The following is an 11853-nucleotide window of genomic DNA, read 5'->3' as shown; positions in this document are numbered from 1 at the left end:
TCGGCCCCGGCCTCAGGACGTGACGGGGTCGCGGACGATCGGGCAGGTCATGCAGTGGCCGCCACCCCGCCCCCGGCCCAGCTCCGCGCCGACGATGGTGATCACCTCGATGCCGGCCTCGCGGAGCACCGCGTTGGTGTGGGTGTTGCGGTCGTAGGCGAACACCACCCCGGGCTCGACGGCGACGACGTTGTTGCCGCTGTCCCACTGCTGGCGCTCGTTGGCGTAGGCGTCCCCGCCGGTGTCCAGCACCCGCAGCTCGGTCAGGCCGAGCGCGTCGGCGACGACGTCGGGGAAGGACGCCTTCTCCTCGGTCACCTCGACCGGCTCCCTGTCGCCGGGCCGCAGGCTGAAGGTGTGGATGCCGTCGACGATCTCGCGGTAGGCGGTGGCGACGTCGCGGTCGGCGAAGGTGAACACCGTGTCCAGGTGCATCGCCGCGCGCAGCTTCGGCATGCCGGCCACCACCACCCGGCTGGCCGCGCCGTGCTCGAACAGGGCGGCGGCGAACTGGGTGATGGCCTGCCGGGAGGTGCGCTCGCTCATGCCGATGGCGACGGCTCCGTTGCCGATCGGCATGACGTCGCCGCCCTCCAGGGTGGCCATGCCGTGGTCCCGCTCGGGGTCGCCCCACCAGACCGTCGACCCGGCGAAGTCCGGGTGGAAGGCGTAGACCGCCTTGTACAGCAGGGTCTCGTCGTGCCGCGCCGGCCAGTACAGCGGGTTGAGGGTCACCCCGCCGTACACCCAGCAGGTGGTGTCCCTCGTGTAGAGCGTGTTGGGCAGCGGCGGCATCAGGTACTCGCGGACGCCGGTCGACTCGCGGGCCAGGGCGACGTAGCCGGGCCGGTAGTCCCCGGGCAGGTCGACCGTCGCCAGCCCGCCGACGAGGAACTCGGCCAGCCGCCGGTCGTCCAGCGACTCCAGGAAGGCACGCGTCGGGTCGACCAGGCCGAGGCCGACCTGGTCGGCGGTGACCTTGCGGTCCAGCAGCCAGTCCTTGGCCCCGGGGACCGCCATGGTCTCGGTCAGCAGGTCGTGCAGCTCCAGGACCTCGACCCCGCGGTCACGCATCCCGGCGACGAAGTCGGCGTGGTCCCGGCGGGCGTTGTCCACCCACAGGACGTCGTCGAAGAGCAGGTCGTCGCAGTTCCGGGGCGTCAGCCGGGAGTGCGCCAGGCCGGGGGCGCAGACCAGGACCTTGCGCAGCACCCCGACCTCGGAGTGCACCCCGGGGGAAGCCGACGTGGCGGGCGTGGGAGCGACGGTCGTGGTGCTCACGGCACCCTCCTGGCGGACGCAGGTCACCGGTCGGCGCGACGCGCCGGCCGAGCACTCGTCGTGGGACCCGTGTCCGTGGCGAGCGCTGCTGGCGTCGACGACGTCACGACCGGGCAGAGCATAGGAGAGGGCACGACCCCGGTCACGCGGTTCGAGCACGGCAGGGTTCCCGATGTCCGCCGCACGCAGCGGGGCGGGCGCCGTCGCCGGCGGCGTCCCCCGGTGGCTCCGGTCGTACCTGTCCCCCGGGGATGCGCGCGGGCCGATGAGTTCGGTGCCCGCGGCCGGTCGGACCTCGGGACGACGGACGAAGGGACACCGCCATGGCCGAGCTGCTCGTCGACCTCATCACCTCGCTCGACGGCTGCGCCTCGGGGAGGGGCTGGCCCGGGTTCTGGGGGTTGGAGGGGCCGGAGTACCTCGCCTGGCTCGGCGAGCAGCCCCCCGTCACCCACCTCATGGGCGCGACCACCTACCGGCTGATGTCGGGCTTCGCCGCCGGCGCGGTCCCGGATGGCCAGGACGAGTTCCGGCCCGAGGAGGAGGCGTCGGTCGACGACCTGACGCGGGCGCCGAAGGTGGTGTTCTCCTCCACGCTCGAGGAGCCGCTGACCTGGGCGAACAGCACCCTCGTCCGCGGTGACGCCGTCGCGGCGGTCCGCGCGCTGAAGGAGCAGGGCCCGGGGGTCCTCGCCACGATCGGCAGCCTCAGCCTGTGCCGGTCACTGCTGCGCGCCGGTCTCGTCGACCGCTTCCGGGTCGGGGTGTTCCCGGTGATCACCGGCGTGACGGGCGAGGAGCGGATCTACGACGGCTACCCGGACGTCGCCCTCGACGTCGTCGACCACCGCCTCTTCGACGGCCGCATCCAGATGACCGAGTACCGGCCGCGGGTGCTCGAGCACCCGCCGCTCGGCGCCGGCGACTGACCGCCGCGGGTCCAGCCCCGGCCGGGGTGCGCGGGTCGACCGCGCGCCATACCCTAGTGACCCGGTGGACTTGGTGCACTAACCTGCGCGCATGCCTCCCCTCCCTCTGCTGGTGGCCTGCCGCCACGTCGACCACGGTCGGCTGAGCAGCACCCTCTGTACGGCGGCCTGACGCCGCCGCTCCCTGACCCATCCCGGGCGCGCGGTCCGACGACGCGCGCCCGTACCCCCTGCGTCGTCGGCGTGCGCCTCCATCCAGACGAGGACCCATGACCACCTCCCGCAGGACCCGCCGCACCACCGCACTGCTGGCCCTCGTGCCCCTCGCGCTCGCCCTCGCGGCCTGCGGCGACGACTCCAACGACTCCAGCGGCTCGGCCGACCCGGGCAGCTCCGGCCCCGCCGCCGAGCTGCGCCTGGGCTACTTCGCCAACGTCACCCACGCCGCGGCGCTGATCGGCGTCCAGGAGGGCCTGATCGCCGACGAGCTCGGCGACACGGAGCTGACCACCCAGGTGTTCAACGCCGGACCGGACGTCGTCGAGGCCGTCTTCGCCGGCGCCCTCGACGCCGCCTACATCGGCCCCAGCCCCGCGATCAACGCCTACGGCCAGAGCGACGGCGAGGCCGTCCGGATCGTCTCCGGCGCCGCGTCCGGCGGCGCCCAGCTGGTCGTCCGCGACGGCATCGACTCGCCCGAGGACCTCCGCGGCACGACCCTGGCCACCCCGCAGCTGGGCAACACCCAGGACGTCGCCCTGCGCACCTGGCTCACCGACCAGGGCCTGGAGAACAGCATCGACGGCGGCGGGGACGTCACGATCGCCCCGACCGCGAACGCCGACACCCTGGCGCTGTTCCGCTCCGGGGAGCTCGACGGTGCGTGGCTGCCCGAGCCGTGGGCCTCGCGGCTGGTGCTCGAGGCCGGTGCGCAGGTCCTCGTCGACGAGCGCGACCTGTGGCCGGACGGACAGTTCGTGACCACGAACCTGATCGTCCGCACGGACTACCTCGAGGAGCACCCGGAGACCGTCGAGGCGCTGCTGCGCGGTCACGTGGCGGCGGTCCAGGAGGCCACCGACGACCCGGCCGCCGCGAAGGCCGCCGTCAACGCCGGGCTCGAGGACGCCGGCAGCTCCGCGCTCGACGCGGCGGTCCTCGACCGGGCGTGGGGCAACCTGACCGTCACCTGGGACCCGCTCGCCGCCACCCTCCAGGAGTCCGCGCAGCACGGCTTCGACGCCGGCACCACCCAGGAGCTCGTCGACATCGACGGCATCTACGACCTGCGCCCGCTGAACGCCGTCCTCACCGGCCTCGGCCTCGAGCCGGTCGACGCCGGCGGCCTGGGCCAGGCCTGACCCGCCCACCAGGGAGCGCCACCGTGACCGCTGAACCGACGACCGCCGAGGCCCCCCGGAGAACCCCCGGGGGGCCCGGCAGGCCCGCCCCCTCCCGGCCCGCCGCGGTGCGGGTGACCGGGGTCTCCAAGGTCTTCGAGCGCGGCCGCCCGCCGGTGCTCGACGGCGTGGACCTCACCGTGGCGCCCGGGGAGTTCGTCTGCCTCGTGGGCGCCTCCGGGTGCGGCAAGTCCACGCTGCTCACCCTGCTCGCCGGGCTGATCGAGCCCACCGCGGGCGAGGTGGCGGTCAGCGCCCGCCGGCCGGCGCTGATGTTCCAGGAGCCGGCCCTGCTGCCCTGGCTGACCGCGAGCGGCAACGTCGAGCTGGCCCTGCGGGCGCGGGGCGTGGGACGGGCCGCGCGACGGACGGAGGCCGCCCGGCTGCTGTCGCTGGTCAACCTGGCCGAGCACCGGGGGAAGCGGGTGCACGAGCTCTCGGGCGGCATGCGCCAGCGGGTCGCCCTCGCCCGGGCGCTGGCCCAGGACAGCTCGGTGCTGCTGATGGACGAGCCGTTCGCCGCGCTGGACGCCATCACCCGCGACGTCCTCCACCTGGAGCTGGCGCGCATCTGGGCCCAGCAGCAGCTGTCCGTCGTCTTCGTGACGCACAACGTCCGCGAGGCGGTGCGGCTGGGGACGCGGGTGGTGCTGATGGGCTCGCGGCCCGGCCGGGTCGTCCGGGAGTGGCCGGTCGACCTGCCCCAGCCGCGGACCATCGAGTCGCCGGGGGTCGGCGAGCTGGCCACGGAGATCACCGCCGAACTGCACCGGGAGATCAGCCGCCATGGCAACTAGCACGCAGGCGCCCGGGGGCCGGCCGGCCGGCGGGTCCCACGAGCGCACCCGCGCCCTGGAGGCCGGGCTGGACGCGCTCGACACCGCGGCGACGCTGCCGCCCGGCCCGGGCCCGGCGAAGCGCTTCGTGCGCTCGGTCCTCCCGCCGGTGGTCTTCCTGGCCGCCCTGGTCGGGGCCTGGCAGCTGGCGTACTCGGCCGGGATCAAGCCGTCGTACGCACTGCCCTCCCCCGCCGACGTCGCCGAGGTGTTCTGGAACTCGGTGACCGACGGCCGGGCGCTCGAGGCGATCTGGACGAGCGTGAGCCGGGGTGCCGTCGGCTTCGGCCTGTCCGTCGTCATCGGCACGCTGCTGGGCCTGGCCATGTGGTGGAGCCGCTGGCTGCGCGCCGGGATCGGGCCGATCGTCAGCGGGCTGCAGAGCCTGCCCTCGGTCGCCTGGGTGCCGGCGGCGATCATCTGGTTCGGACTCACCGACGCCGCGATCTACACGGTGGTCCTGCTGGGCGCCGTCCCCTCGATCGCCAACGGGCTGCTCGGCGGGATGCGGCAGGTCCCGCCGCTGTTCGACCGGGTCGGCCGGGTGCTGGGGCTGTCGGCCCTCGGGCGGACGCGGCACGTCCTGCTGCCGGCCGCGCTGCCCGGCTACCTCGGCGGGTTGCGGCAGGGCTGGGCGTTCGCGTGGCGGTCGCTGATGGCCGCCGAGCTGATCACCTACGCGCCCCAGCTCGGCCAGGGGCTGGGGCAGCTGCTCAACCTCGGCCGCGAGCTGTCCCAGATGTCGCTGGTGATCACCGCGATCGCGCTGATCCTCGCCGTCGGCATCGCGATCGAGCTGCTCGTCTTCGCCCCGCTGGAGCGGCGCGTGCTGACGCGCCGGGGCCTGACGGGGCGCTGAGGCCGGGCGCGGCACCCCCGCTCCGTGAGCGGTCCCCCGACCCGCCCCGGCGTGCCGTCCGGATCACCCTGACCAGACGATGCGGGCGCCGCCCGGGCGCACCGACCGTGGGGCATGAGCGCCCGGGCGGAGACCGGCCGGGGCACCGCCCCTCCGGCCGGTCCCCCCGGCGTGCACGGCGGTGACCCCGCGCCCGGGGCACCGGACCGGTCCCCGGGGTTCTGGACGAGCATCGGTCTCGCGGTCGCGTCCGGGGTCCTGCTGGCCGTCGTGAGCCTGCTGTTCCTGGGCGCCGTCGACGGCGGGTCGGACCTGTGGTTCACGCTGCCCGACCACCCGGACTGGTTCTCCGGCAGCCTCTGGTGGGTGGGCGTGACGGCGGGCGCCGGGCTGCTCGTCGGCCTGCTGCGGCGTCTCTCCCGGCTCCCACCCCGGCTGCCCGGCGTCCTGGACGAGCTCCACGACGAGCGGGTCGAGCCGTCGACGGTGCCGAAGGCGGTCGCCGTCTCGCTGGTGTCCCTGATCGGCGGCGCGAGCCTCGGACCCGAGGACGCGCTGGGCAAGATGGGCGGCGGCTTCGGGACCTGGATCTCCGCGCGGCGGCACCTCGACGAGAGCACCAGCGCGACGAACGCGCTGAGCGGGATGTCCGCGGCGTACGGCGGCCTGCTGTCGTCCCCGATCCTGGCGACGGCCATCGTGGTCGAGATCGGCCGCCCGAGGCGCGCGCGTCCCACCACCGCCCTCGTCGCGGCCCTGGTGTCGTCGACGGTGGCCTTCGCCGTCTACTTCCCCGTCGCGGGGAGCACCTTCCTCGGGCTCTACTCCCTGCCGTCCTTCGAGTACGAGGACTGGCAGCTGGCCGCCGCCGTCCCCCTCGGCCTGGCCGCCGGGGTCCTGGCGCTGCTCACCATGGCCGTCACCGGGCTCGTGCGGAAGCTCCTGGCGCCGCTCGCGGCGCGGACCGTCCTGCGCGCCACGCTCGGGGGGATCGCGTTCGGGCTGGTCGCCGTCGCGCTGCCGCTCACCATGTTCACCGGCACCGACCAGCTCACGACCGTGATCCACGACGGCGCCGCGCTCGGGGCCGGCCTGCTCATCGCGGTCCTGCTCGCGAAGATCCTGGTCTTCGCGCTCTGCCAGGCCACCGGCTTCATCGGCGGCCCGATCCTGGTGATGCTGTTCATCGGCGGCACCGCCGGGACGGTCACCCACCTGCTGATCCCGGGGATCCCGGCCGGGCTCGCCTTCGCGACCATGTTCGCCGCCATCCTCGGCGCGCTGATCGCGGCCCCGTTCACGCTGATCCTCCTGGCCGGCCTCACCACGCAGATCGGGGCGCTGCAGCTCGCGCCCGTGGCCGTCGCGGTCGTCACCGCCCACCTCGCCGTCTCCGGCTCCGGGCTGCTCGTGGCCCTGGCCCGCCGAGCGGGGAGGGCGGGCGCGCCGGCGCCGCACGCCGCGCCGGCGGCCGATCCCCCGCGGACCGGCGCGGTCGTCCCGGACGGATGATGCCGCCCCGCCGGCGGGCCACCACCCTGCAGCGATCACCAGCGGCGCCCCGTCGGCCCCCACCCGGCCGGCCCCGCCGACGGATCGGAGGCACGGTCCATGGACGCATCGCTGATCGTCGTGGTGGTCGTGCTGACGGCGCTGCTGTTCGACTTCACCAACGGCTTCCACGACACCGCGAACGCGATGGCCACGGCGATCGCGACCGGCGCGTTCCGGCCGCGCACCGCCGTCGTGGTCGCGGCCTGCCTGAACGTCCTCGGGGCCTTCCTGTCGGTCGAGGTGGCACGGACCATCTCCGGCGGCCTGGTCGACGACTCGCTCATCGACCCGGTCGTGATCTTCGCGGGCCTGGTCGGCGCGATCCTGTGGAACCTGGTGACCTGGTACCTCGGGCTGCCGTCCAGCTCCTCGCACGCCCTGTTCGGCGGGCTGATCGGCGCCGTCTGGGTGGCCGGCGGGGCCGGGGCGATCGACTTCGACGCGGTGCTCAACAAGATCGTGCTCCCCGCCGTCCTCGCGCCGGTGATCGCCGCGCTCATCGCCCTGACGGCGACGTTCCTGGCCTACCGGCTGACCGCCCCGGTCGAGCCCGGCCGGGTGACCCCGGGCTTCCGCGCCGGGCAGCGGATCTCCTCCTCCATGCTGGCGCTGGCGCACGGCACCAACGACGCGCAGAAGACCATGGGCGTGATCACGCTGGCCCTCATCACCGGGGGCAGCCTGGCCCCCGGCTCGGGCCCGCCGACCTGGGTGGTCGTCTCGGCGGGGCTGGCCATCGGGGCCGGCACCTACATGGGCGGCTGGCGGATCATCCGCACCCTCGGCACGCGGGTGAGCGACATCGAGCCTCCCCAGGGGTTCAGCGCGGAGACGACGAGCACCGCGGTGATCCTCGCCTCCACCCACCTGGGACTGCCGCTGTCGACCACCCAGGTCTGCACCGGCTCGATCTTCGGCGCCGGGGCGGGGCGGCGGCTCGCGGTCGTGCACTGGGGGGTGGCCGGCCGGATCGCGCTGGCCTGGGCCTTCACCCTGCCCTCGGCCGCGCTCGTCGGCGCCGGCGCCTCGTGGTGCGCCGCCACCGGCACGGCGGGGGTCGTCGTCGTCGCGGTGGTCGCGATCGCGCTCGCGGCGGGCATCTACGCCGCCTCCCGCAGCGACGGGGTCAGCGCGGCGAACGTCACCCACGTCCCGGGCCCGGCGCCGGCCGCCACGGTTCCCGACATGGCCGCCTGAGCGGGAGGGGACCGCCGTGCACGTCGACTGGGGCACCCTCGCCGAGATCGTGGTCGTCGCGGCCGCCGCCGCGCTCACCGTCGTGCTGCTCGTCGCGCTGGCGCTCGTCGGCTGGTCCGGCCGCCCCGCGCGGCGGGCCCCCGGCGCGGTGGGTGCCGACGGCGGGCACACCGCCGTCGGCACGGCCGTCGCCGCGCTCTGCCTGCTCGCCGCCGGGCTGGTCGTCGGGTACGGCCTCTACCTCATCGTCAGCTGAGCGGGACCGCGGCACGGCGCGGGCCCGGCGCGGCGGCCCTCATCCGCCCGGGGTGGGGTGCCGCGGCACGCGCCGGTCCACAGTGCCGGGGTCCGGCCCGATGCCGACGTCCGGAGGTTGGCCATGGCGCACGACACCACGCCCGACATCGCGACCAGGAGCGCCGACGCGCAACGCCGGAGGCTCATGCGCTCGCTGGGCACGCCGAACTCGGTGCTGCACGAGTTCGACTTCTGGGACGGCCGCTACGAGGGGCGGCGCCTGTTCTCCGAGCTGTTCGGCACCTTCCTGCTGGTGCTCGTCGCCGTCGGCGGGGGCATGGTGAACGCGCGCTTCGGCGGCTCCGCCGTGCCCTACGGCGCGCTCGTGGTCTCCCCCGCGCTCATGGTCGCGGCGATCATCCTCTTCATGGGCGCGGTCTCGGGCGCCCACCTGAACCCCGCGGTGAGCGTGGCGTTCGCGCTGCGGGGCGACTTCCCGTGGCGCCGGGTGCCCGCGTACGTCGTCGCGCAGCTGTTGGGCGCCGTCCTGGCCACCCTGCTGCTGCGGGGCCTGATCGGGGAGCAGGGGGACGCCGGCCTGACCCTGCCCGGCCCCGGCATCTCGACCACCACGGCGATGCTGTGGGAGATCGTCCTCACGGCGGGCCTGGTCAGCACGATCCTCGGGGTCTCCTCCGGCGCCCAGCAGCTGGGGCCGATCGCCGCCCTCGGCGTCGGCAGCTACATCGCGCTCGCCGGGCTGTGGGGGTCGCCGGTCAGCGGCGCGTCGATGAACCCCGCCCGGTCGCTCGGCCCGGCCCTCGTCCTGACGGACTGGACGTCGTGGTGGGCCTACCTGCTCGGCCCGCTCGTCGGCGCCATCATCGCGGTGGCGTTCGCGTTCGTGCTCCGCGGGACCGGCGGCGGCCACAGCGGCCGGGACGCGGCCCAGGGCACGCTGGGCGAGGACTGGCTGCCCGAGCGCGACGCCGGCCGCACGGCACCGCCCGCCACCCCGCCGGCGGCGTCACCGGCGGTGCCGCCGGACGGCACCGCGCCCTGACGGGCGGGTCAGCCGTCGCCGGGACCGCGTCCGGCGGAGAGCCGGCCGACCGCCCAGGCGTCGAGGGCCAGCACCAGGTCGGCGCACAGCCGGTGCAGCGACGACGAGCGCCAGCGCCGGGTCTCCAGGACCTGCACCAGCGCGTCGACCCGCGGGTCGCCCCGCTCGGCGGCCTCCACCGGGTGCAACGGCCCGACCTGTGTCCCCGGCACCGCGGCCACCAGGCGCAGCACGCCGTCGTGGTCGACCGCGCCCACCGCGCGGCGGGCGAGCATCGGGCCGGTGAGCCCTCGCCACTCGTCGGGCTCCAGCTCCGCGGCGATCGCCGCGGCCCGCCCGTCGTCCTTCTTCCCTGGCACGTCGCCCTCTCCTCGCACGGCGCCGGCGGCACGCTCGAGGCCTGGGCGTGACGGACGTCCGGTACCCGTCGCGCCCGTCCGCATGCACGCCCCGTGCGACGCCCGCCGTCAGGGCGCGCCGCGCTCCCGGGGCGCCCGCGGCAGGCCGGACAGGGCGGTGGTCAGGAACGGGCCGATCAGGCGGTCGGCGTCCTGCCGGGCGACGGCGACCTCCCAGGGCCGGCCGTCCGGCCCGCAGATGCGCAGCACCACCGGGTGCAGGCCCAGGCCGCGCACCTCGTCGGGCTGCAGCCGGCGGACCGTCGAGTCCTCGGCGACGCCCGCGGGCACCGGGGTCAGCCACAGCCGAAGCAGCCCGGAGCGGATCAGCAGCACGTCCCCGGCCCACGCGGCACGGGTCAGCCGCCGCGACCAGCGGCGGGAGCCGGGCGGGCCGGCGGAGCCGACCCGGCAGCGGAAGGACGGCAACCGGCGGGCGTACCGCAGGCGCCCCCAGACCATCAGGACGACGGTCGTCGCCGCGGCCACCAGGGCCGCGCCGACGACCGCCAGGACGGGGACCATCCCCTCTCCCCCTCCCCCGCACCGGGCGGGCACCGGGGCCGGCCGCTGCCGCAGCGGGCCCCGGTCCGCCGGTGGCGGTGTCGGCCGGTGGCGGTGTCAGCCGGCGGTCGTGGGAGCCGGCTCGTCCTCGGCGAACACCTCGCGCAGCTTGCTCTCCTCCTCGTTGCTGAGGTTGGTCTCGACCAGGACCATGTGCTGGCCCTCGAAGGCCTCCCGCACCCGGTCGACGACCGCGCCGGAGGAGAGCACGAACAGCGCCGAGGTCCCCGGCTGGATCTCCTCGCGCATCCGCTTGATGAACGAGTCGTCGATGCCGACGTCGGTCATGCTGCCGAACAGGGCGCCCATGCCCGCACCGACGGCCATGCCGAGCAGCGGCACGAAGAAGATCAGCCCGAAGAGCATCCCCCAGAACGCGCCGCCCAGGGCCCCGGCGCCGGTGAGGCTGGTGAGCTGCCGGGTCTTCGGCTTCCTCGCGCCCTCGGGGTAGGACACGACGGCGGCGTCGTGGATGGTGATCAGCTCTCTGCGCTGCAGGTCCTTGAGCGTCTCCTCGGCGATCGCCGCGCCGTTGGGCGTGGGGAACTTCCAGACGGTCATCGTGGCCATCGATCTCTCCTCGGGTTGCGGCGCCGGAGCCGGTCGGTCCGGGGTCTGGGGCGGGGTCAGGAGTTGAGGATCTGGTTCTTCTGGAGCTCGAACTCGGCCTCGTCCAGCACGCCGGAGTCCTTCAGCTGCCCCAGCTCGCGCAGCTGCGCGAGCTTCGTGTTCGTGTCGGTGCGGGCCGGGGCGGGCTCGGCGTACTGCGCCTGCTGCTGGGCCTCCTGGTGCGCCCAGCGGTTGCCCTGGCGACGGGACACCCGGTTGGACACGGCGGTGGCCGTGCCGGCGATGACGGCGGTGCGGGCCATCCCGCGGAGCAGGGGCATGACGACTCCTGAGGGGGTCGGGCGGCGCCGGGCGGCGCCGCGGGGTGGGATCAGGCGAGGGCGGCCTCGCGGGCCGTCGGGTGCCAGAACGCGGCGAGGACCAGCAGCAGCCCGAAGACGGCGATCTGGATGCCGAGGACCAGCGACAGGACCAGGACGGTGGCCTGGGGCCAGGCGATCGCGAGGACGCCGAGGACCACGTTCACCCCGCCGGCGAGCGCGAGCCAGCCCCAGCCGGGGACCTCGTGCCGAGCGACGACCGCGAGACCGGCCCGCACCGCGCCGTGGACGATCAGCGACAGCCCCGTGATGAGCGCCAGCGCCCAGAGCGTGACCCCGGGCCAGGCGATCGCCAGGACCCCGCCGACGACGAGGACGGCGCCGAGGACGACGGAGCTCCCCCGCCGCCCGCCGCTCCCCGCCGAGCCGACGGCGACCTCGAGCAGGCCACCGGCGATGAACGACATCCCGACCAGCAGGGCCAGGGTGCGGGCCGCGGCCACCGGCTGGAACAGCAGGACGACGCCCAGCACGAGGACCACGAGGCCGAGCAGGCCCACCGCGGTGCGGGCGCCGGCGTGCCGGCTCGGCGTCGCGCCCACGGCGGGACGCGAGACGTTCGCGGTCATGCCGGCTCCTTCATGC

14 protein-coding genes are annotated in these 11853 nt (G+C 75.4%); 8 read left to right on the top strand and 6 right to left on the bottom strand.

What is annotated here, in order from left to right; translation table 11 throughout:
- Window positions 1-12: 12 nt before the first annotated feature.
- Complete coding sequence (locus tag ACI781_RS08130; protein WP_456565578.1) at window positions 13-1281, bottom strand: arginine deiminase; 1269 nt, start codon at window positions 1279-1281, stop codon at window positions 13-15.
- 323 nt (window positions 1282-1604) lie between these two features.
- On the opposite strand from ACI781_RS08130, the gene ACI781_RS08125 reads away from it, so the two are divergent.
- The 8 genes from ACI781_RS08125 to ACI781_RS08090 all read left to right on the top strand — a co-directional run bounded on the left by ACI781_RS08125 (window position 1605) and on the right by ACI781_RS08090 (window position 9356).
- On the top strand, window positions 1605-2210 hold the full coding sequence (locus ACI781_RS08125) for a dihydrofolate reductase family protein (RefSeq protein ID WP_456565577.1): 606 nt from the start codon (window positions 1605-1607) through the stop codon (window positions 2208-2210).
- A 269-nt stretch (window positions 2211-2479) separates the two neighbouring features.
- Complete coding sequence (locus ACI781_RS08120) at window positions 2480-3571, top strand: ABC transporter substrate-binding protein (RefSeq protein WP_456565576.1); 1092 nt, start codon at window positions 2480-2482, stop codon at window positions 3569-3571.
- A gap of 23 nt (window positions 3572-3594) precedes the next feature.
- A complete protein-coding gene (locus ACI781_RS08115) occupies window positions 3595-4407 on the top strand; it encodes an ABC transporter ATP-binding protein (protein WP_456565575.1) in 813 nt (270 codons plus the stop codon).
- Entirely contained in the window at window positions 4397-5305 is a 909-nt protein-coding gene (locus ACI781_RS08110) for an ABC transporter permease (RefSeq protein ID WP_456565574.1), read from the top strand. The genes ACI781_RS08115 and ACI781_RS08110 overlap by 11 nt, the downstream gene beginning before the upstream one ends.
- A 114-nt stretch (window positions 5306-5419) precedes the next feature.
- Window positions 5420-6817, top strand: a complete 1398-nt coding sequence (locus ACI781_RS08105; protein ID WP_456565573.1) for a chloride channel protein — start codon at window positions 5420-5422, stop codon at window positions 6815-6817.
- Window positions 6818-6916: 99 nt separating this feature from the next.
- Entirely contained in the window at window positions 6917-8056 is a 1140-nt protein-coding gene (locus tag ACI781_RS08100) for an anion permease (RefSeq protein WP_456565572.1), read from the top strand.
- A 16-nt stretch (window positions 8057-8072) separates the two neighbouring features.
- Window positions 8073-8312 (top strand): hypothetical protein, encoded by a 240-nt coding sequence (locus ACI781_RS08095; protein WP_456565571.1) that lies wholly within the window; start codon window positions 8073-8075, stop codon window positions 8310-8312.
- A gap of 123 nt (window positions 8313-8435) precedes the next feature.
- Entirely contained in the window at window positions 8436-9356 is a 921-nt protein-coding gene (locus ACI781_RS08090) for an MIP/aquaporin family protein (protein WP_456565570.1), read from the top strand.
- Between the two features lie 8 nt (window positions 9357-9364).
- Here ACI781_RS08090 and ACI781_RS08085 read toward each other — a convergent pair whose 3' ends face one another.
- The 5 genes from ACI781_RS08085 to ACI781_RS08065 all read right to left on the bottom strand — a co-directional run bounded on the left by ACI781_RS08085 (window position 9365) and on the right by ACI781_RS08065 (window position 11837).
- Window positions 9365-9715, bottom strand: coding sequence for a hypothetical protein (locus ACI781_RS08085; protein WP_456565569.1), 351 nt, complete (start codon window positions 9713-9715; stop codon window positions 9365-9367).
- A gap of 108 nt (window positions 9716-9823) precedes the next feature.
- Window positions 9824-10279, bottom strand: a complete 456-nt coding sequence (locus ACI781_RS08080; RefSeq protein WP_456565568.1) for a hypothetical protein — start codon at window positions 10277-10279, stop codon at window positions 9824-9826.
- A 96-nt stretch (window positions 10280-10375) separates the two neighbouring features.
- Complete coding sequence (locus tag ACI781_RS08075) at window positions 10376-10888, bottom strand: DUF1269 domain-containing protein (protein WP_456565567.1); 513 nt, start codon at window positions 10886-10888, stop codon at window positions 10376-10378.
- Window positions 10889-10944: 56 nt separating this feature from the next.
- Window positions 10945-11208, bottom strand: a complete 264-nt coding sequence (locus ACI781_RS08070) for an SHOCT domain-containing protein (protein WP_456565566.1) — start codon at window positions 11206-11208, stop codon at window positions 10945-10947.
- Between the two features lie 50 nt (window positions 11209-11258).
- Window positions 11259-11837, bottom strand: coding sequence for an HdeD family acid-resistance protein (locus ACI781_RS08065; RefSeq protein ID WP_456565565.1), 579 nt, complete (start codon window positions 11835-11837; stop codon window positions 11259-11261).
- Window positions 11838-11853: the final 16 nt, after the last annotated feature.

The sequence above is a fragment of the Blastococcus sp. SYSU D00695 genome (assembly GCF_054050555.1).
This window is presented reverse-complemented; position numbering and strand designations above follow the sequence as displayed.